Genomic DNA, 20,041 nt, shown 5'->3' with positions numbered 1-20,041 from the left:
GGCGAGGCACGTAAAGCCGAAGGGCCGCTCCCACCAGGGGAGCGGCCCTTTCACTTCGGTCCGGTGCGCAGTGCGCGTGCCGTCAGTCCGTCAGTCCAGCTGTGCCAACTGCGCCTTGACCACCGATTCCGGGATCGCGCTGTCCTTCGGCGTGAGCATGTTGACGCCGTAGAACGCGGCGATCACACCGTCCTTGCGGACCACCGTGTACGTCATCGGCACCGACTGCTTGGCGACGACGTTCGTGATGCGGTAGCTGACCGCGTCGTCCCCGAGGTCCGGGTCCTTGAGCTGCTTCACATCCTTGTAGGCGAGACCCAGCGTCTTGAAGCCGTCGGGGCACTTCTTCAGGGAGGTGCGCAGGTCGGACATGACCAGCTTGGCATTCTTCTCGGAGTGGGAGGCGAGCCACATCGAGCCGATGGTGGCGTTGGTGGCCTCCGTGGGTTCCAAAGAGCGGTGTTCCACGCTCACCGCTTCGATGTGGGTATAGCCGCCGGCGAGGCTGGCGATTGGCTGGCATTCGGTTTTGTCGGCTTTCATGTCCCGGCCCGCCTCGGCGTCCGCCTTGGACACCTGCTTGAACTCGAAGCCCTTGCTCTTCCCGGAGATCGTGGCCTTTTCCAGGGTCTGCGGGTCCATCGCGCCGATCCGCTTGGCCTCGGCGGCCTTGGCCTCCGCACTCGGCGTGCTCTTCGCGGAGGCCGTGGCCTTCTTGTCGTCGGAGCCGTCCGCATCACTGGTGCACGCGGATATCACCAACAGGGTCGGCAGTGCGGCGACGACCGGAAGGACCCTTCGCAATCTCATGCTTGTTCCTGACATTTCTCGCGGGATGAAGCATTGGCGAAATGATCTTACCGACGGAAAACCCGTCCCCCCATTACGTTTTGACTACGCTGTTTCCGGCCGCGCTGAAGCACCCGTCAGCCCGAGCAGCAGCACCCGGGTGAAGCTCCGCACCCATTCCTCGTCCGCCGGTTCCGCGCTCACCAGGGTGCGGTGCACCACCGCGCCCGCGACCACGTCGAAGATCAGGTCGACCGTGCGGGCCGCCTCCCCGGGGTCTGTCGCGGGGGGCAGCTCGCCGCGGGTCTGCGCGCGGGCGCGGCCCGCCAGGACCAGACGCTTCTGGCGGTCGACGATCGACGAGCGGATGCGTTCCCGCAGCGCGTCGTCCCTCGTCGACTCCGCGACCACCGCCATCAGCCCGCTCTTCGCCTCCGGCCGGGCCAGGATCGCCGCGAACTGCAGCACCACGCCCTCGATGTCGGCGGCCAGGCTGCCCCGGTCGCGGAGTTCCAGCTCGTCGAAGAGTTCGGCGACCGCGTCGACCACGAGTTCGTGCTTGCCCGCCCAACGGCGGTAGAGCGTCGTCTTCGCGACCCCCGCCCGCGCCGCCACGTCTCCCAACGTGAGCTTCGACCAGCCCAGTTCGACCAGAGCCTCCCGTGTCGCGGCCAGGATCGCGGTGTCCGCGGCGGCGCTGCGCGGGCGTCCGGTACGGCTGGCTGGGGTGCGGCTCTGCATCCCACGACCATAACCGGGGGGTTGGCAGCTGCTGGGCAATCCATCAGCAGGTCTCAGTGTCTGTCGGTCCGTGTCGTGATGGTGTGAGGTTCTCCCGGTGGGGCGGTGGGTCATGGTGTGTCCTGCCCATGGCCGGGGTCTTCGCCTTCCGGGACAGGAACGTGAGTTCCTCCGTCGAATGTGTGACCTTTGGGTGCGGTGCTCGTTGGGTGTGGTGAGGGGATCATCGAAGCGGGCGGGGGGTGAGACTGCCGAGTGAGCGGGAAATTCCGGCTACGGCCCGGCTGCGTGGTGCAGGCCTACAGGTTCGCCCTCGACCCCAACGCCGGACAGGAGCGGTCGCTGCGTTCGCACTGCGGTGCCGCCCGCGCCGCCTACAACTGGGCCGTGTCCTGGGTCACCGCCTCGTGGTGGCAGCGCAGGGCCGAAGCCACCTACGGCATTGGCGAGAGGGAACTCACCCCGTGGCGGCCGTGGTCGCTGCCCGCGCTGCGCAAGGCGTTCAACGAGGCCAAGCACACCGATCCGAGGTTCGCCGCCTGGTGGGAGGAGAACTCGAAGGAGGCGTACTCCACCGGCCTGGCGAACGCTGCCGCCGCGTTCGACAACTACGCGAAGTCGAAGAACGGCAGGCGTAAGGGCCGCGCGATGGGGATGCCCCGGTTCAAGGTGAAGCGGAAGGCGCGGCTGGCGTGCCGGTTCACCACCGGCACGATCCGCGTCGAGACGGGCGGCAGGCATGTGACGCTGCCGAGGCTCGGCACGATCCGCGTCCATGAGCCCACCGGGAAACTCCTCGCCCGCATCCAGGCGGGGACGGCCCGTGTTCTGTCGGCGACCGTCCGGCATGAGCGGGGCCGCTGGTTCGTCTCGTTGCAGACCGAGGTGAAGCGTGATCTGGTGCGGGTCGCACGCCCCGATGTGGCGGTCGGTATCGACCTCGGGGTCAAGCACCTGGCGGTGATGGCCGACAGCACCGGCGAGATACGTTACGAGCCGAACCCCAAGCACCTGGACGGCTCCCTGAAGCTACTGCGCCTGCACTCGCGCCGGGTCTCCCGACGGCAGGGGCCCGACTACAGGACCGGGCAGCAGCCCTCGAAGCGGTGGGAGAAGGCCAACCGCGAACGCAACAAGGTGCACCACCGGGTGGCGAACCTGCGCACGGACGCCCTGCACAAGTTCACCACCCGCATCCGGGCCGAGTACGCCACCGTGGTGGTGGAAGACCTCAATGTCGCCGGAATGCTGAAGAATCGGCGCCTGGCCCGGAAGATCGCCGACGCCGGATTCGGGGAGATCCGCCGCCAGCTCAGCTACAAGGGCCGGCGCAACGCCACCCGCACCATCGTGGCCAGCCGCTGGTACCCCTCCTCCAAGACCTGCTCGAACTGCGGCGCGACGAAAGCCAAGATGCCGCTGCACGTGAGAGTCTTCGACTGCGACTCCTGTCCGCTCGTGATGGACCGGGACGAGAACGCAGCACACAACCTCGCCGCCCTCGCGGCGGCCGCAACAACAGGTACCGGAGTGGCCGGAGACCTGGACACCATCAAGGTGTCGAAGCCTCGTGGAGCCGACCGTAAGACCCGCACCACCCGGCCCGGCCGCAAGGCCGGGCCGGGGCGGGCAGGTGGCGCAATCCCCGCCCCACGCGGGAAGGAAACGAGAGACCGTACCCAAACCGAAGCCCTCACGCTTTGGTGATGTGACGGACCTTCCGGGGCGAAATGCCCGGAATGCTGAGAGCCGCTGAGGCTCTGAGCAACGGCCGTGAGGGAGATCACCGAAGGCGGGTGTTCCGGAGGCACTCAGTGCCATTACGCTACGACTCGTAGCGAAAGCTCGTGACGGACGTACACGGGCGACGACCACACGGCGCGGGTGGGGACCCGGCGCCGAACAGCACACAGTCTGGCCCGGCTTTGACGACGTTTTTCACCATGAGCGGGAACGGGGGAGGATAGGCGCATGCAGCCACGGAATATGTCCATGAGCGGCGTCGTCGACCTCGCCGCGGTGAAGGCGGCCCAGGAGGCCAAGGCCAAGGCCGAGCAGACGCGCGCCGAAGCGGCCCGTCAGGGCGGGGTGGGAGCCGTCTCTCCGGCCGACCTCGTCATCGACGTCGACGAGGCCTCATTCGAAAGCGAAGTCCTGCAGCGCTCCGCCGAGGTACCGGTCGTCATCGACTTCTGGGCCGAGTGGTGCCAGCCCTGCAAGCAGCTGAGCCCCGTCCTCGAGCGGCTCGCCGTCGAGTACAACGGGCGCATCCTGCTCGCCAAGATCGACGTCGACGCCAACCAGATGCTGATGCAGCAGTTCGGGATCCAGGGGATCCCGGCCGTCTTCGCCGTCGTGGCGGGGCAGGCGCTGCCGCTCTTCCAGGGGGCGGCCGGTGAGGAGCAGATCCGGCAGACCCTCGACCAGCTGGTGCAGGTCGCCGAGCAGCGCTTCGGTCTGACCGGCCTGACCGTCGACCCGGACGCAGAGCCGGGCGGCCGGCCCGCTCCCGAGGTGGCGGAGGGGCCGTACGACGCGCTCCTCGAGGCCGCCGTCCGGGCGCTGGACGCGGGCGACCTGGGCGGGGCCGTCCAGGCGTACAAGAACGTACTGAGCGACGACCCGGGGAACATGGAGGCCAAACTCGGGCTCGCCCAGGCCGAGTTGCTCCAGCGGGTGCAGGACCTCGACCCGCAGCAGGTGCGCAAGGACGCGGCCGACAAGCCGAAGGACGTGCAGGCGCAGATCGCCGCCGCCGACCTGGATCTCGTCGGCGGGCATGTCGAGGACGCGTTCGGGCGGTTGATCGAGACGGTGCAGCGGACGGCGGGGGAGGACCGGGACGCCGTACGGCTGCGGCTGCTGGAGCTCTTCGAGGTCGTCGGGGCCGAGGACCCGCGGGTCGCGGCGGCGCGGCGGGCGCTGGCGCGAGCCCTGTTCTGAGCGGGACGGAGGCCGGTTCAGGGCGGGGCGGAAGCCCCGTTCTGACCTGTCGCTAAACGCCAGGGCATGTGATGCCCGAGTGAAAGATTTGCTGACGAGACGCCACTGCGGCCGCGCTTTACCAAATCTTGGTAATCGCGGCCGCTGTTACTGCGAGTAAGTTCGGGGCGTTGTTCTGTCGGATTCTGTCCGATGATCAACTAATTTGCTCCCCTCTCGAGTGCCACCCTGTGTCGCGGGCCGAGGCCTCTGGGTCGTTGTTCGGTTATCCCGCCGTTACTAGCCAGTAACGAACCCCCTTGTGCGGGCGGCGAGAATGCACCACGATCGGCGACGCTCGGTCCATTCCCGTACCTCGACAGCCGGTTGGGGCGACGGGACACTGTGGGTCCCCACCGGGCAGAGCCGACGGCAGTGGCGTCGGCTCTTGGGCAGGGGGGTCTTCGCCCGACGGCGGAGCCTGCCCGGCAGGGTTGTGCGTGATGTGTGTCAGGCGCGACCAGTGGTTGTCGCTCGGGGGTGATCGCCGGTGATTCGGGCGCGGTTCGCGCCACCGAGTGCGGGCGCTCCCCTTCCCGAGGACGTAGCACTTCTCCCATCCCTGCCCGGCCGAGCCGCCGACCAGGGGCGAGCCGGGGGGCAGGCGATGTACGTCCGAGAAGGAGGAAATATGGAGTCCCAGGTGCGTGGCGGGACCAGATGGAAGCGGTTCGCTGTGGTCATGGTGCCCAGCGTCGCCGCCACGGCGTGTATAGGTGTCGCCCTCGCACAGGGTGCGCTTGCCGCGTCGTTCAGTGTGTCGGGCCAGTCGTTCAAGGTGACGGCGAAGGAGCTCCACGGCGACGGCTTCGCGCAGTACGGGGCGATCGACTCCGGTTACACGATGACTGGCGAGAAGACGCTTCACCCGGTCGCGGTGTCGTCGTTCAAGACCGCCAGGATCGAGAAGATGTGCCAGTCGGTCGTCACGCCGAACATCCCGATCCTCGGGTCGGTCACCCTGACGCTGACGGCGGGTAACAGCAGCGACGAGGACAAGCAGGTCAAGGCCGACAACCTGTTCATCGACGTCGAGGACCTCGGCGCCGACAAGGCCGTGTTCACCGGCATCGACATCGGTGTGGCCGCGGGCAACACGGGTCCCGTCGCCATGGAGGGCCAGGACGCCGGCAAGAGCACGGGCATGAAGGGTGGCAAGGAGCAGGCCAACCCTTACGGCTTCGCCCAGCAGGCGACCAAGGCGGACCTGTACGGCGTGAAGCAGACGGCGTGGGCGACCACCGCCGGAACCTTCACCCTTCCCGGCCTCAGCATGAAGCTGTCCAAGGGGTCCAACGAGTGCTACTAGGCACTCCGTGACAGGCGGGGGAGCCGCAAGGCGCCCCCGCCCGTCACCTCCGCCCGACTTCGCAACACCCCGCATCCCTCCATCGCAGTACCACCCTCACCACAGCAAACGCCGCACCAGGGAGCTGTTTTCCATGAGCGCCGAGACTCCTGCCGCACCGGGCCAGTTCACTCGCCGGAGGCTGCAGTTCCGCGCCTGGCGGGGAACTCGACCGTTCTGGGCCGGTCTGTTCGTCATGATCGGCGGCTTTCCGATCATGTACTTCCCGTACGCGCACCTCCATGTCGGTCATCTGACCCTGGCGATGTCCACCACCGCGGGCGCCGGGTCGCTGATCATCGGCGTCCTGCTCGTCGTTCTGGGCATCAGTCTCTGGTTCCAGAAGCACGTACAGGTCTTCGCGGGTGTCGCGGCGATCCTGCTGGGGCTGGTGTCCATTCCGGTATCCAACTTCGGCGGCTTCATCGTCGGCTTCCTGTTCGCCCTCGTCGGCGGTGCGATGGCCGTGTCGTGGGCGCCCGGCGCGCCGCCCGAGGCGGAGCCGGCGCAGAAGTCCGACACCGGGGCGGGCGACTCCCCCGAGAGCGCGGTGACCGACGGCGGCACTCCCGTGGGCGGTGCGTACGACGCCTCGTACGGCGGGGGCCCGGACTTCACCAAGGGCCCTGGCGGAACGGGCGAGACGAACGATCTGTCAGGAACGATCCCGGCCAACGGGGCGAACGGGAGGCACAGTGTCGGCTGACGAGGTGACTCACGGGATTGACGCGGACGCGTCGCTTGTGAGAACCGGGCCGCGCCACGCGGCTCCCAAGAAGCCGCTGTTCACCAGGTTCCACGTGCCGGCCGGCAAGGCGATAGCCCTGGCGGCGATGCCGACGGCGGTCCTCATGGGAATGGGGCTCACGCCGACGCTCGCCCTCGCCGACGACCAGCCGACGTCCAGCAGTCAGGCGGCCGAGGAGTACAAGAACTGCGTCGCGGCCCTCGCGGACTCCACGGATGCCTCGGCATCGGCCTCGCCGTCCGCGTCGGCGAGCGCAAGTGAGTCGGCCGACTCCAAGACGGACGAGGGCACGGACTCGGGGTCGAAGTCCTCGGACACGTCGGGCACGTCCTCTTCGTCGGATTCAGGTTCCGACGACAAGGACGAGCCCACGCCGTCGCAGTCGTCCTCCGCGAGCGACTCGTCCGCGTCCGGCAGCGGCGACACGAGTACGGCGTCGCCCTCGGCGTCCGCGACCAGCGGCAACCTGCTAGACACCATCGGGGACACGCTCAAGGACGTCTTCACCGGAGGCAGCGGCTCCACGGAGAGCGTGAGCGCCACCCCGACGCCGTCCGCCTCGTCCTCGGCGAGCGACGACAGCAAGGACAGCTCCTCCTCGGACAAGAGTGTGTCCGACACCGTCAAGGACACCACCGACAAGCTCACCGACACGGTGAACGACACGGTGAAGGACACCACCGACGCGGCGTCCAAGGCGGCCGAGTCGGTGGAGAAGGCGGCAAAGGACGCCACCGCGTCCCCGAGCTCCACCACGGACCCCGACGACTGCCAGGCCGCCACGGACGCGGAAGGCGGAGTCGACAACAGGATGCCGCTGCCCGACCGCCCCTGGTACCTGAACGCCAGCTCGCTGACGCTGAAGGGTGCCTCCTACAAGGGCATCGTCAAGGTCAAGACCGCCAACGGCACGGTCAAGGAGGTCCTGAAGTACGTCATCTCCGACGGGACGGACATCGGCGACCTGCACCAGACGGTGAAGGACGAGCAGTCGGGCAAGACGTACCACGTGCAGGCGGGCAAGGGCACCACGTCCACGATCGCCGACGGCGACACGATCATGTACACCGAGAGCATCTCGGGCAACCTGTTCGGTCTGATCCCGATCACGTTCAGCCCGAAGAGCCCGCCGCCGCTGGACCTCCCGCTGATCTACTTCACCAACGTGAAGGTCCAGCAGGCCGGCCAGTTCGGCGGCACGCTGACCGTCCCGGGGATGCACCAGTACATCACCGACTGACGGTCCCACAGAGCCCGTTCGGGAGCCGCACAGACTGAGGGCGCCCCCTGGTGACCAGGGGGCGCCCTCAGTGCCGTACAGCCGTGTCCGCGGCCTTACTTGCCGCTCTCGCCCAGGTGGTGGACGCGGACCATGTTGGTGGTGCCGGGGACGCCGGGCGGGGAGCCGGCCGTCATGACCACGATGTCGCCCGTGTCGAAGCGGTTGAGCTTGATGAGCTCCTGGTCGACCAGGGCGACCATCTCGTCGGTGCTGTTCACGAACGGCACGATGTGCGACTCCACGCCCCAGCTGAGCGCGAGCTGGTTGCGGGTGCCCTCGTCGGTGGTGAAGGCGAGGATCGGCTGGGAGGCGCGGTAGCGGGAGAGACGGCGCGCGGTGTCACCGGACTTGGTGAAGGCCACCAGGCCCTTGCCGCCGAGGAAGTCGGCGATCTCGCAGGCGGCGCGGGCGACCGAACCACCCTGCGTACGCGGCTTCTTGCCGGGGACCAGGGGCTGCAGGCCCTTGGACAGCAGCTCTTCCTCGGCCGCCTTGACGATCTTCGACATCGTCTTGACGGTCTCGATCGGATACGCGCCCACCGACGACTCCGCGGACAGCATGACCGCGTCCGCGCCGTCCAGGATCGCGTTGGCGACGTCGGAGGCCTCGGCGCGGGTCGGGCGGGAGTTGGTGATCATCGACTCCATCATCTGGGTCGCCACGATCACCGGCTTGGCGTTGCGGCGGCACAGCTCGATGAGGCGCTTCTGCACCATGGGGACCTTCTCGAGCGGGTATTCGACGGCGAGGTCACCACGGGCGACCATCACGGCGTCGAACGCCATCACGACGTCCTCCATGTTCTCCACCGCCTGCGGCTTCTCCACCTTGGCGATGACGGGGACCCGGCGGCCCTCCTCGTCCATCACCCGGTGGACGTCGGCCACGTCCTTGGCGTCGCGGACGAAGGACAGCGCGACCATGTCGCAGCCCATGCGCAGCGCGAACCGCAGGTCCTCGATGTCCTTCTCGGACAGCGCGGGCACGTTCACGGCCGCGCCCGGGAGGTTGATGCCCTTGTGGTCGGAGACGACACCGCCCTCGATGACGATCGACTTCACCCGGGGGCCCTCGACGTCCAGCACCTTCAGCTCGACGTTGCCGTCGTTGATCAGGACCTGGTCGCCGCGCGAGACGTCGCCCGGCAGGCCCTTGTACGTCGTTCCGCAGATGTGCTTGTCGCCCGGCACGTCCTCGGTCGTGATGACGAACTCGTCACCGCGCTCCAGCTCCACGGGACCCTCGGCGAAGGTCTCCAGACGGATCTTCGGGCCCTGGAGGTCGGCGAGGACACCGATGGCACGGCCGGTCTCCTTGGCGGCGGCCCGGACGCGGTCGTACCGCGCCTGGTGCTCGGCGTGGGTGCCATGACTGAAGTTGAACCGGGCCACATTCATGCCGGCCTCGATCAGGGCGACCAGCATCTCGTGGGAGTCGACCGCGGGGCCGAGAGTACAGACGATTTTCGAACGGCGCATGGGGCGATCCTATCGGTTTGTTTCGCTCCGGAATATTCCGTCTGGCGGAAGATACAAATGGGCGGACCGGTGCTCAGGCGTGTATTACTCGTCGGTAATTGCTCAGCTGTTCTTTTCGACCAGTGCGTAGGTCTGTGTGGCGATCTCCAGTTCCTCGTCGGTCGGCACCACGGCGACCGCCACCCGCGCGCCGGCGGGCGAGATCAGCCGCGGTTCGTCGGCGTGTACGGCGTTCAGTTCGGCGTCGACCGCCAGGCCCAGTCCCTCCAGGCCCGCGATCGCGGCCTCCCGCACCGGCGCAGCGTTCTCGCCGACCCCGGCGGTGAAGGCGACCGCGTCCACCCGGCCGAGCACCGCGTAATAGGCGCCTATGTACTTCTTGAGCCGGTGAATGTAAATGTCGAAGGCGAGCCGGGCTTCTTCGTCGCCCTCGTCGATCCGACGGCGGATCTCGCGCATGTCGTTGTCCCCGCACAGGCCGAACAGACCGCTCCTCTTGTTGAGAAGAGTGTCGATCTCGTCCGTGGACATTCCGCCAACACGGGCCAAATGGAAGATGACCGCCGGATCCAGATCACCGGATCGCGTGCCCATCACGAGACCCTCCAGAGGCGTCAGTCCCATGGAGGTGTCCACGCACCGGCCCTGCTCGACCGCCGACGCCGAGGCGCCGTTGCCGAGGTGCAGCACGATCACGTTCACCTCCGACGGGTCCTTGCCCAGCAGTCGCGCGGTCTCCCGGGAGACGTACGCGTGCGAGGTGCCGTGGAAGCCGTAGCGGCGGATACGGTGGCGGTCCGCGATCTTCGGGTCGATCGCGTAGCGCGCCGCGGACTCCGGCATGGTCGTGTGGAACGCCGTGTCGAAGACGGCGACCTGCGGCAGGTCGGGGCGCAGCGCCTGCGCGGTGCGGACACCGGTGAGGTTGGCCGGGTTGTGCAGCGGCGCGACGGGGATCAGCCGCTCGATCTCGGCGAGCACCTCGTCGTCGATCACGGTGGGCTCGGTGAAGAACATGCCGCCGTGCACCACCCGGTGCCCGATCGCGGCGAGTTCCGGCGAGTCCAGGCCCAGGCCGTCGCGGGTCAGCTCCTCGGCGACCGCCTTGAGGGCGGCCTCGTGGTCCGCGATCGGGCCGCTGTGCTCACGGGTGTCACCGGTGGTGAGGCAGGTGTGCTTCAGCCGGGAGGTCTGCTCGCCGATGCGCTCGACAAGGCCCACCGCCAGCCGGCTGCTGTCCCCCATGTCCAGCAGCTGGTACTTCACTGACGAGGAGCCGGAGTTGAGGACGAGGACTCGCGTAGGAGGGGCCGAGCGGAGCTCGTCGGACAGGGCGGTGGTGGGAGACGGGTGGGCGGGACTCACTGGGTGGTTGCCTTCTCGCTCGGGGTCTGGGCCTGGATCGCCGTGATGGCGACGGTGTTGACGATGTCCTGGACGAGCGCGCCGCGGGACAGGTCGTTGACGGGCTTGCGCAGACCCTGCAGGACCGGGCCGACAGCGATCGCGCCGGCCGAGCGCTGCACGGCCTTGTAGGTGTTGTTGCCGGTGTTGAGGTCCGGGAAGATCAGCACGCTGGCCTGACCGGCGACCTCGGACCCGGGCAGCTTGGTCGCGGCGACGGTCGGCTCCACGGCCGCGTCGTACTGGATGGGCCCCTCGATCTTCAGGTCGGTACGGCGGGAGCGGACGAGGTCGGTGGCCTCCCGCACCTTGTCGACGTCGGCGCCCGAGCCGGACGTACCGGTCGAGTACGACAGCATCGCGATCCGCGGCTCCACGCCGAACTGCTCGGCGGTGGCGGCGGACTGGATGGCGATGTCGGCGAGCTGCTCGGCGTTCGGGTCGGGGTTCACGGCGCAGTCGCCGTAGACGAGGACCTTGTCGGCGAGGCACATGAAGAAGACGGACGAGACGATGTCGGCGTCCGGCTTCGCCCTCCCGTCTCCCACCACCGCCCTGCCCGACGCGCTTCGCGCGGCCCCCCTTGTCTTGATGATCTCGAAGGCGGGCCGGATGGTGGCGGCCGTGGAGTGCACGGAGCCCGACACCATGCCGTCGGCGAGGCCCTCCTGCACCATCAGCGTCCCGAAGTAGTTCACGTCGCTGACCACGTCGTACGCCAGCTCGACGGTCACGCCCTTGTGGGCGCGCAGCTTGGCGTACTTCTCGGCGAAGGCGTCACGCAGCTCGCTGGTGTCCGGGTCGATCACCTGGCAGCCGGCCAGGTCGATGCCGAGGTCCGCGGCCTTCTTGCGGATCTGGTCCTCAGGACCGAGGAGGGTCAGGTCGCAGACACGCCGGCGCAGCAGCACCTCGGCGGCGTGCAGGACCCGCGGCTCGGTGCCCTCGGGGAGGACGACCCGCCGCATCTGGGAACGGGCCTGCTCCAGCAGCTTGTGCTCGAACATCATCGGCGTGACACGGTCACTGCTCGGCGCGGAGACGCGCCCCAGCAGGCCGGTGGTGTCGACGTACCGCTCGAACAGGCCGAGCGCGGTCTCGGCCTTGCGCGGGGTGGCCGCGTTCAGCTTCCCCTCCAGGGAGAAGAGTTCGGCGGCGGTGGGGAAGCTGTTGCCGGCCACCGAGAGCACCGGGGTGCCGGGGGCGAGGCGGGCGGCGAGGGTGAGGACCTCGTCGCTGGGCACCTCGTCGAGGGTGAGCACCATGCCGGCTATCGGTGGGGTGCCGGCGCTGTGTGCGGCCAGCGAGCCGACGACGAGGTCGGCGCGGTCGCCGGGGGTCACGACGAGGCAGCCGGGCGTCAGGGCGGTCAGCAGGTTCGGCAGCATGGCGCCGCCGAAGACGAAGTCCAGGGCGTCCCGCGCCAGCCCCGAGTCGTCGCCGAGGAGCACCTTGGCGCCGAGGGCGTGGGAGATCTGCGAGACGGTGGGGGCGGAGAGAGCCGGCTCGTCGGGGAGGACGTAGCAGGGGACGGGGAGGCGGGAGTCGAGCTGCCGGGCGATCTCGGCCCGGTCTCCCTGGGCGACCCGGTTGGTGACCATGGCGAGGACGTCGCAGCCGAGTCCGTCGTACGCCCGGTAGGCGTTGCGCGTCTCGGCGAGCACCGACTCGGCCGGCTGCTTCCGCCCGCCCACGACGGGGATGACCGACGCCCCGAACTCGTTGGCGAGCCGGGCGTTGAGGGACAGCTCGTCCGGGAGCTGGGTGTCGGCGAAGTCGGTCCCGAGGACGAGGACGACGTCGTAGTCGCGGGCGACGAGGTGGAAGCGGTCGACCAGGGTCGACACCAGTTCGTCCGTCCCCTGCTCGGCCTGGAGGGCGGAGGCCTCGTGGTAGTTCATGCCGTAGACCGTCGCCGGGTCCTGGGACAGCCGGTAGCGGGCGCGCAGCAGTTCGAACAGACGGTCGGGGCCGTCGTGGACGAGCGGACGGAACACGCCCACCCGGTCGACCTGCCGGGTCAGGAGCTCCATGACTCCCAGCTCGACGACCTGGCGGCCGTCGCCCCGGTCGATCCCGGTCACGTACACGCTGCGCGTCACGCGTGCTCTCCGTTTCGTCTGTGTGTGCACGGATTCATCCACGTACAAAAATCGCCCACCGAGGTGAGCAGAACCCTCTTGACAATACCTCTGCGGCTGGATAAGGCGCCCGTCAGGTTCGAGGGTCCCGTGAGGGTCCGGCAGGGCCGATCGGGACGGACCGCGCGGAAGCGACACCGTCCAGAGGGCCATGAAACAATCGGACTGGCTCACCGGTGTCAACAGCGAGCAGGAGACACAGCACGATGCGTATCGGAATTCTCACCGCAGGCGGCGACTGCCCCGGCCTGAACGCAGTGATCCGGTCGGTCGTGCACCGAGCGGTCGCACAGTACGGCGACGACGTCATCGGCTTCGAGGACGGCTACCGCGGTCTGCTCGACGGTCACCACCGCACGCTCGACCTCGACGGAGTCAGCGGCATCCTGGCCCGCGGCGGCACCATCCTCGGCTCCTCCCGCCTGGAGCGCGACCGCCTGCGCGAGGCCTGCGAGAAGGCGACCGACATCGCCCGCGACTTCGGCATCGACGCGCTCATCCCGATCGGCGGCGAGGGCACCCTGACGGCGGCGCGGATGCTGTCCGACGCCGGCCTGCCGGTGGTCGGCGTTCCGAAGACCATCGACAACGACATCTCGGCGACGGACCGGACGTTCGGGTTCGACACCGCGGTGGGCGTCGCCACGGAGGCCATGGACCGCCTGAAGACCACGGCGGAGTCCCACCAGCGGGTGATGGTCGTCGAGGTCATGGGCCGGCACGCCGGCTGGATCGCGCTGGAGTCGGGCATGGCGGCGGGCGCGCACGGCATCTGCCTGCCCGAGCGGCCCTTCGACCCGGCCGACCTGGTGAAGATGGTCGAGGAGCGCTTCGCCCGCGGCAAGAAGTTCGCCGTCGTGTGCGTGGCGGAGGGCGCGCACCCCGCCGAGGGCACCATGGACTACGGCAAGGGCGCGATCGACCAGTTCGGCCACGAACGCTTCCAGGGCATCGGTACGGCACTGGCGTACGAGCTGGAGCGACGCCTCGGCAAGGAGTCCAAGCCGGTCATCCTCGGCCACATCCAGCGCGGCGGCACGCCGACCGCGTACGACCGGGTGCTGGCGACGCGCTTCGGCTGGCACGCGGTGGAGGCCGCGCACCGGGGTGACTTCGGGAAGATGACGGCGCTGCGCGGGACGGACGTCGTGATGGTCCCGCTGGCGGAGGCGGTCACCGAGCTGAAGACGGTGCCGAAGGACCGCATGGACGAAGCGGAGTCGGTCTTCTAGGGGCCTCGAAGGGCCGCCCAGGGGGTGGGGGTGTGGTGACTACGGGCTGTTCGGCCACAATCACGGATTGTGGAACGGAACAGCCCGTCCGTCGGCGTCACCCCTTGACCGCCCCGCCCAGCGCGAACCCACCCCCCAACCGCCGGGCCACCAACACGTACAGCAGGATCACCGGCGTCGAATAGACGACCGAGAACGCCGCCAGCTGCCCGTACGCCACCATCCCCCGGTTCCCGAAGAACTCGTTGATGCTCACGGACGCCGGCATCTGGTCCGGAGTCAGCAGGAGCATGAACGGGACGAAGAAGTTCCCCCACATCATGACGAACGAGAACACCGTCACCACCGCGGTCCCCGGGCCCATCAGCGGCAGCACGATCCGTATGAGCGACTGGAAGGCCGACGCGCCGTCCGTCCACGCCGCCTCCTCCAGCTCCTTCGGTACGCCGTCCATGAAGTTCTTCATCAGCCAGATGGCGAAGGGGAGTTGGGACGCGGCGAAGAACAGGATGGTGCCCTGGAGGGTGTCGATCAGGTTCACCTGTACGAACAGGGCGTACACCGGGACCATGATCGCCGTGATCGGCAGGCTCGTCGCGAACAGGATCGTCAGCAGGAACGGGCGGTTGAGGCGGGAGCGGAAACGGGAGAGCGGGTAGGCCGCGAGCGCCGCGCACACCACTGTCAGCGCGGTCGCGCCGCCGCACAGGATCAGGCTGTTCAGCAGGGGCGTGAAGGTGATGTCGGGGGTGAGGATCTCGTCGAAGTTCCGCAGGGTGAGGCCGTCGGGGGCCTTCACCCTGAGGTCGGCGTGCGGGTCCAGGGAGGACAGGACCACCCAGGCCAGGGGGAGCGCGAAGGCGGCGGCCACGACGAGGAGGCCCGCGTCCGCGGCCAGGCGGCGGCGGGTCGTGCGTGCCATGGGCGTCAGACCTCCGTTCGCAGCAGACGCATGTAGACGACCGAGAAGAGAGACGCCACCACGAGCAGCAGGAGCGCCACCGCCGTGCCGTAGCCGATCATGCTGTTCTGGAAGGCCTGTTCGTACATGAAGAGCGGAAGCGTCTGGCTCCTGTCACCCGGGCCACCTCTCGTCATCACCCAGATGAGGCCGAAGACGGAGAGGGTCTGGAGGGTGTTGAGCATGAGGTTCGTGCCGATGGAGCGGCGGATCATCGGGAGGGTGATGTGCCACATGCGGCGCCAGCCGCCGGCGCCGTCCACCTCCGCCGCCTCCGTGATCTCCTTCGGGATCTCGTTCAGGGCCGCCGAATAGACCAGCATCGAGAACGCCGTGCCCCGCCAGACGTTCGCGAAGGAGACGGCCAGGACGGGGAGCGTGAACAGCCAGTTCTGGGAGGGGAGATGAAGCCAGTCCAGGATGGCGTTCAGCGTGCCCTCGCGACGGAAGAAGGCGTAGAGGAGGAAGCCGGCCACGACCTCCGGGAGCACCCAGGCCGTGATGACGACGGCGCCGGTGAGGGTGCGCACCGGCTTCGACGCGCGCTGCATGAGCGAGGCCAGTGCCAGGCCCAGGGTGTTCTGGCCGATCAGGGACGACAGGACCGTGAAGACGAGGGTCAGCCATACGGCGTTCAGGAACTGCTCGTCCTTGAACGCCGTACGGAAGTTGTCGAAGCCCACGAACGACGAGTGGGCCTGGCCGGTGAGCTGGAGGTCGGTGAAGGCGATGTAGGCGCAGTACGCGATCGGGCCCGCCAGGAAGAGCAGGAGCAGGATCAGGGCGGGGGTGAGGGGGAGAGCCCGGGTGAGCGAGCGCGCGGTCACTTCTCGACCACTTGGTCGTCGGTGACCTCCTTGAGCGTCTCGTCGTAGCCGCTCGCCGCCTTGTCGACGGACAGGTCGCCCGTCGTCACGCCCTCCATGGCCTCCTGGACGGCGGTGGAGGCCTTCGGGTACGCCGGATAGGCCGGGCGGTAGTGCGTGCTGGCGACGAGGTCGGTGAAGAACTTGATGCCTGGCTGGGCCTTCACGTACGCGGGGTCGGCGGCGACGTCCTTACGGACCGCGATGCCGGAGTTGGCGATGTACCACTTCTGGGCGTTCGCCTTCGTCTGCATGGTCTTGACGAAGTCGAAGGCGACGCCGGGGTTGCCCGCCTTGGCCGGGATCGCCCAGGTCCAGCCGCCGGACATGCTCACCTTGCCCGGGGCCTGGCCGTGCTGGGTGGGCATGGCGGCGAGGCCGAGGCTGTCCGACCACTCGGGCCACTCGTGACCGCTGCCGGGGAGCCAGTCCTGCGGGAGCCAGGAGCCGTCGAGGTCGATGCCGAGCTTGCCCTGGGGGAGGAGTTCGCCGCGGACGCGGGTGCCGAAGTTGGGGTCGAGGGCGTCGGAGACGTCCGGACCGAGCTTCTCCTTGTAGACCGTCTCCACGAAGGTGAGGGCGTCCTTGAAACCCTGGCTGCCGGCGATCCACTTCTTGGCCGTCTTGTCGTACAGGGGGTCGGAGCTGCCGTCGCCGGTGCCGTAGAGCAGCATCTCGAAGCCCTGCATGGTGGCGGCCTCACCGGCGGGTTTGCCGGTGTAGACGTTGAGGGGGGTGACGCCGGGGACCTTCTTCTTGATGGTACGGGCGGCGGTGAGGACGTCGTCCCAGGTCCTGGGCTGCCAGTCGGCCGGGAGCCCAGCCTTCTCGAAGATGCCCTTGTCGAACCAGAGCCCTCGGGTGTCCGTGCCGTCCGGGATGCCGTACGTCTTGCCGTCCTGGCCCCGGGCGGCCGCCTTCGCCGTGTCGATGAACTGGTCCCAGTCCTGCCACTTGGCGAGGTAGGTGTCGAGGGGCTTCAAATACCCGCTGGTGATGTCCGAGTTGATGAGGAAGGTGTCCTCGTAGACCAGGTCGGGGGCGGTCTTGGGGGAGCGGAGCATCTGCTGGAGCTTGGTGTAGTACTCCGAGTCCGCGGCCTTGATGGGGACGAGCTCGACCTTCTTGCCGGGGTTCGCCTTCTCGAACTCCTTCTTGATGCCGGCGAGGTAGTCGTCCATGACGTGGATCGAGTTGTCCGTGGACTGCTTGTAGGAGACCTTGACGGTGTCCGGGTCGCTACCGGAACCGGAACCGCAGGCGGTGAGGGTGGTCGCGGCGAGGAGAGTGGCGCATACGGCGGTGGGGACTGTGGCGGTGGGGCGCACGGGCATGACCTCCTGCGGGCTCACTTCGTTGTGGCCGGGATGGCTGCCGTGTGAAGGTAAGAGGAGTGGTCTAGTCAGGTCAATGCGTGTGCGTCGGATTGGGACCTCGGCGGCCTCAGTGGGGCCCTTGGGGTCTGCCCGGACGAGCCGGAATCCGACCCGGCCTGTCCTTCCTACCTCCCCCTCTCCACCCCCCGAACCCACCGATAGACCAGCTCAGGCCTGCCCACCTGCCCGTACAGCGGCTTCCGCTCGGCCCGCCCCGCCTCCACCAGATGCTCCAGGTACCGCCGAGCCGTGATCCGCGAGATCCCCACGGCCTCCGCGACCCCCGCCGCGGTGTGCCCCTCCTCGGCCTCCCGCAGCGCTCCCGTCACCCGCTCCAGCGTCGGCGCGCTCAAGCCCTTCGGCAGGGCGGCCGGTCCCGGTGCCCGCAGCGTGGCCAGCGCCCGGTCCACCTCGTCCTGCCCGCTCGCCTCGCCCGCCGCGCCCCGGAACTCCGCGTACCGCACCAGCCGGTCCCGCAGGGTCGCGAAGGTGAACGGCTTCAGGACGTACTGCACGACACCGAGCGACACCCCCTCCCGTACGACCGTCAGGTCCCGTGCCGACGTCACCGCGATGACGTCCGCGTGGTACCCGGCCGCGCGCAGCGACCGTGCCAGCTGCAAGCCGTGCGCGTCCGGCAGATGCAGGTCCAGGAGCAGCAGATCCACGGCTGTGCGGTCCAGCAGCCGCCGGGCCTCCGCGCCCGTGTGCGCCTTGCCGACGGCCACGAAACCCGGCACCCGGCCCACGTACATCACATGCGCGTCCGCCGCGACGGGGTCGTCCTCCACGACGAGGACCCGGATGGGCTGTTCAGTCGTCACGCGCCGCCTCCGGAAACCGCGCTCCCGGAAACCGCGCTCCCGGAAACCGCGCTCCCGGAAACCGCGCTCCCGGAAACCGCGCCTTCGGAAACCGCGCCTTCGGAATCCGTGCCACCCGAAGCCCCGTCTCCAGAAACCGCACCGTCCGGCACGGCGCCCGTTCGCAGCGGCAACCGCACCACGAACTCCGCCCCGCCCCCGTCGGCCTCCGCCACCGACAGCACCCCCTCGTGCCGCGTCACCGCCTGCCGTACGAGAGCCAGGCCCAGACCCCGTCCGCCCGGGCCCGCGGGCTTCGTCGAGAAGCCGCGCTGGAAGACCAGCTCGGCATGGTCCGGGTCCACGCCCGCCCCCGTGTCCGAGACGCGCAGCACCAGGTCCGTCGCCTCCGTGTACGCCGTCACCGTCACCCGCGCCCGCCCGCTGCCCTGTGCCGCGTCCACGGCGTTGTCGATCAGGTTCCCGAGGATGGTCACCAGATCCCGCGCGGGCAAGGTCTCCGGCAGCACCGCGTCGTCGAGGTCGCTCTCCTCCGACACCACCAGCTCCACACCCCGCTCGTTCGCCTGGGCCGCCTTGCCCAGCAGCAGCGCCGCCAGCACCGGCTCGCTCACCGCCGCCACGACCTGGTCGGTGAGCGCCTGCGCCAGCTCCAGTTCGGCCGTCGCGAACTCCACGGCCTCCTCCGCCCGGCCCAGTTCGATGAGGGACACGACCGTGTGCAGCCGGTTCGCCGCCTCGTGCGCCTGGGAGCGCAGCGCCTGCGTGAAGCCCCGCTCCGAGTCCAGCTCGCCCATCAGCGACTGGAGCTCGGTGACGTCGCGCAGGGTGACCACCGTCCCTCGGCGCTCGCCCCCCGACACCGGTGAGGTGTTCACCACCAGCACCCGTCGCGCGGTCAGGTGCACCTCGTCCACCCTCGGCTCCGACGCCAGCAGCGCCCCGGTCAGCGGCGCGGGCAGGCCCAGCCCCGCCACCGACCGGCCCACCACCTCGCCCGACACCCCGAGCAGCTCCCGCCCGCCGTCGTTGATCAGCGCCACCCGGTACTGCCCGTCCAGCATCAGCAGCCCCTCGCGCACGGCGTGCAGGGCGGCCTGGTGATAGTCGTGCATACGGCTGAGCTCCGCCGCGTTCATGCCGTGGGTGTGGCGGCGCAGATGGGCGTTGATGACGTACGTGCCGATCGCGCCGAGGGCGAGCGCGCCCGCCGCGACGCCGAGCAGGGCCGTGACCTGGTCCTGCACCCGCGCGCTGATCGCCTCGACCTTGATGCCCGCGCTGACCAGGCCGATGACCCGCTTGTCGTCGTCCTCGACGGGGGTGACCGCGCGGACCGAGGCGCCGAGGGTGCCGGTGTAGGTCTCGGTGAAGGTGTCGCCGTTCAGGGCGCGCGCGGTGTTGCCCCGGAAGCGCCGTCCGATCTGGTCCTGGTCGGGGTGGGTCCAGCGGATGCCCTGCGGGTCCATGATCGTGACGAAGTCGACCTCGGTGTCGCGCATGACCCGCAGCGCGTACGGCTGGAGCTGGGCCGTCGGGTGGGCGGTGCGGATGGCCGCGTGGACCGAGGGGGCGTCGGCGACCGACCGGGCCACCGCCGTGGCCTGGCGGCCGGCCGCGTCCTCGGCCTGGCTGCGGTCGCTGACATAGGTGAACAGCGCGTACCCGGCGACGACGACCGCTATCAGCACGGCCTGCATCGCGAAGAGCTGGCCTGCCAGGCTGCGGGGCCTCGGGAAGGGGATGCGCATGTCGTCAGTGTGCCTCCCGCGTTAAGCGTGAACTAAATGAACGGAAGGGTGACCGCCCTCACAGCTCGGGAGATGCTCACCGCATTCCCCACATCTCCCGGGAGCCCCGCTCCCA

General features: G+C 69.0%; 16 protein-coding genes. 6 read left to right on the top strand and 10 right to left on the bottom strand.

Annotation, left to right across the window (positions count from 1 at the left end):
* Nucleotides 1-90: 90 nt before the first annotated feature.
* Entirely contained in the window at nt 91-810 is a 720-nt protein-coding gene (locus ACFY16_RS07830) for a hypothetical protein (protein ID WP_390646235.1), read from the bottom strand.
* Between the two features lie 84 nt (nt 811-894).
* A complete protein-coding gene (locus ACFY16_RS07825; protein ID WP_390646234.1) occupies nt 895-1,530 on the bottom strand; it encodes a TetR/AcrR family transcriptional regulator in 636 nt (211 codons plus the stop codon).
* Between the two features lie 255 nt (nt 1,531-1,785).
* Between ACFY16_RS07825 and tnpB the strand changes: the two genes are divergently transcribed.
* The 5 genes from tnpB (at nt 1,786) to ACFY16_RS07800 (ending at nt 7,848) form a co-directional block, all read left to right on the top strand.
* Nucleotides 1,786-3,237, top strand: coding sequence for an IS607 family element RNA-guided endonuclease TnpB (gene tnpB / locus ACFY16_RS07820; protein ID WP_390646233.1), 1,452 nt, complete (start codon nt 1,786-1,788; stop codon nt 3,235-3,237).
* Nucleotides 3,238-3,501: 264 nt separating this feature from the next.
* Nucleotides 3,502-4,473, top strand: coding sequence for a tetratricopeptide repeat protein (locus tag ACFY16_RS07815; protein WP_390646232.1), 972 nt, complete (start codon nt 3,502-3,504; stop codon nt 4,471-4,473).
* Between the two features lie 670 nt (nt 4,474-5,143).
* A complete protein-coding gene (locus ACFY16_RS07810; RefSeq protein ID WP_390646231.1) occupies nt 5,144-5,821 on the top strand; it encodes a DUF6230 family protein in 678 nt (225 codons plus the stop codon).
* Nucleotides 5,822-5,954: 133 nt separating this feature from the next.
* Nucleotides 5,955-6,566, top strand: a complete 612-nt coding sequence (locus tag ACFY16_RS07805) for a DUF6114 domain-containing protein (protein WP_390646230.1) — start codon at nt 5,955-5,957, stop codon at nt 6,564-6,566.
* Nucleotides 6,556-7,848: a hypothetical protein gene (locus ACFY16_RS07800; protein ID WP_390646229.1), complete on the top strand. Its 1,293-nt coding sequence runs from the start codon at nt 6,556-6,558 to the stop codon at nt 7,846-7,848. The genes ACFY16_RS07805 and ACFY16_RS07800 overlap by 11 nt, the downstream gene beginning before the upstream one ends.
* Nucleotides 7,849-7,943: 95 nt before the next feature.
* Here the strand turns inward: ACFY16_RS07800 and pyk are convergent, their stop codons facing one another.
* The 3 genes from pyk to pta form a co-directional block, all read right to left on the bottom strand.
* Nucleotides 7,944-9,371: a pyruvate kinase gene (gene pyk, locus ACFY16_RS07795; RefSeq protein ID WP_390646228.1), complete on the bottom strand. Its 1,428-nt coding sequence runs from the start codon at nt 9,369-9,371 to the stop codon at nt 7,944-7,946.
* Nucleotides 9,372-9,473: 102 nt separating this feature from the next.
* A complete protein-coding gene (locus ACFY16_RS07790; RefSeq protein WP_390646684.1) occupies nt 9,474-10,703 on the bottom strand; it encodes an acetate kinase in 1,230 nt (409 codons plus the stop codon).
* A 29-nt stretch (nt 10,704-10,732) separates the two neighbouring features.
* Nucleotides 10,733-12,877, bottom strand: coding sequence for a phosphate acetyltransferase (gene pta / locus ACFY16_RS07785; RefSeq protein WP_390646227.1), 2,145 nt, complete (start codon nt 12,875-12,877; stop codon nt 10,733-10,735).
* A gap of 245 nt (nt 12,878-13,122) precedes the next feature.
* On the opposite strand from pta, the gene ACFY16_RS07780 reads away from it, so the two are divergent.
* The gene (locus ACFY16_RS07780) at nt 13,123-14,148 is read left to right on the top strand and encodes an ATP-dependent 6-phosphofructokinase (RefSeq protein WP_390646226.1); all 1,026 of its coding nucleotides are present in this window, start codon (nt 13,123-13,125) and stop codon (nt 14,146-14,148) included.
* 97 nt (nt 14,149-14,245) lie between these two features.
* On the opposite strand, the gene ACFY16_RS07775 is transcribed toward ACFY16_RS07780, so the two are convergent.
* The 5 genes from ACFY16_RS07775 to ACFY16_RS07755 form a co-directional block, all read right to left on the bottom strand.
* Entirely contained in the window at nt 14,246-15,070 is an 825-nt protein-coding gene (locus ACFY16_RS07775) for a carbohydrate ABC transporter permease (protein ID WP_390646225.1), read from the bottom strand.
* Nucleotides 15,071-15,075: 5 nt separating this feature from the next.
* A complete protein-coding gene (locus tag ACFY16_RS07770; protein WP_390646224.1) occupies nt 15,076-15,936 on the bottom strand; it encodes a carbohydrate ABC transporter permease in 861 nt (286 codons plus the stop codon).
* A complete protein-coding gene (locus ACFY16_RS07765; protein ID WP_390646223.1) occupies nt 15,933-17,309 on the bottom strand; it encodes an extracellular solute-binding protein in 1,377 nt (458 codons plus the stop codon). The genes ACFY16_RS07770 and ACFY16_RS07765 overlap by 4 nt, the downstream gene beginning before the upstream one ends.
* A gap of 167 nt (nt 17,310-17,476) precedes the next feature.
* Nucleotides 17,477-18,175, bottom strand: coding sequence for a response regulator (locus tag ACFY16_RS07760; RefSeq protein ID WP_390646222.1), 699 nt, complete (start codon nt 18,173-18,175; stop codon nt 17,477-17,479).
* On the bottom strand, nt 18,172-19,926 hold the full coding sequence (locus tag ACFY16_RS07755) for an ATP-binding protein (protein ID WP_390646221.1): 1,755 nt from the start codon (nt 19,924-19,926) through the stop codon (nt 18,172-18,174). Before ACFY16_RS07755 ends, ACFY16_RS07760 begins: the two co-directional genes overlap by 4 nt.
* Nucleotides 19,927-20,041 lie beyond the last annotated feature (115 nt).

The organism is Streptomyces sp. NPDC001315 (assembly GCF_042896175.1).
GTDB lineage: Bacteria > Actinomycetota > Actinomycetes > Streptomycetales > Streptomycetaceae > Streptomyces.
The sequence above is the reverse complement of the archived record's forward strand: the minus strand, read 5'-3'. Positions and strand labels throughout refer to the sequence as shown.

What these genes read in the sequence shown, in the direction of transcription:
- ACFY16_RS07830 (WP_390646235.1), bottom strand. Translation starts at nt 810, where the DNA reads ATGAGATTGCGAAGGGTCCTTCCGGTCGTCGCCGCACTGCCGACCCTG.
- ACFY16_RS07825 (WP_390646234.1), bottom strand. Translation starts at nt 1,530, where the DNA reads ATGCAGAGCCGCACCCCAGCCAGCCGTACCGGACGCCCGCGCAGCGCC.
- ACFY16_RS07815 (WP_390646232.1), top strand. Translation starts at nt 3,502, where the DNA reads ATGCAGCCACGGAATATGTCCATGAGCGGCGTCGTCGACCTCGCCGCG.
- ACFY16_RS07810 (WP_390646231.1), top strand. Translation starts at nt 5,144, where the DNA reads ATGGAGTCCCAGGTGCGTGGCGGGACCAGATGGAAGCGGTTCGCTGTG.
- ACFY16_RS07805 (WP_390646230.1), top strand. Translation starts at nt 5,955, where the DNA reads ATGAGCGCCGAGACTCCTGCCGCACCGGGCCAGTTCACTCGCCGGAGG.
- pyk (WP_390646228.1), bottom strand. Translation starts at nt 9,371, where the DNA reads ATGCGCCGTTCGAAAATCGTCTGTACTCTCGGCCCCGCGGTCGACTCC.
- ACFY16_RS07780 (WP_390646226.1), top strand. Translation starts at nt 13,123, where the DNA reads ATGCGTATCGGAATTCTCACCGCAGGCGGCGACTGCCCCGGCCTGAAC.
- ACFY16_RS07775 (WP_390646225.1), bottom strand. Translation starts at nt 15,070, where the DNA reads ATGGCACGCACGACCCGCCGCCGCCTGGCCGCGGACGCGGGCCTCCTC.
- ACFY16_RS07765 (WP_390646223.1), bottom strand. Translation starts at nt 17,309, where the DNA reads ATGCCCGTGCGCCCCACCGCCACAGTCCCCACCGCCGTATGCGCCACT.
- ACFY16_RS07755 (WP_390646221.1), bottom strand. Translation starts at nt 19,926, where the DNA reads ATGCGCATCCCCTTCCCGAGGCCCCGCAGCCTGGCAGGCCAGCTCTTC.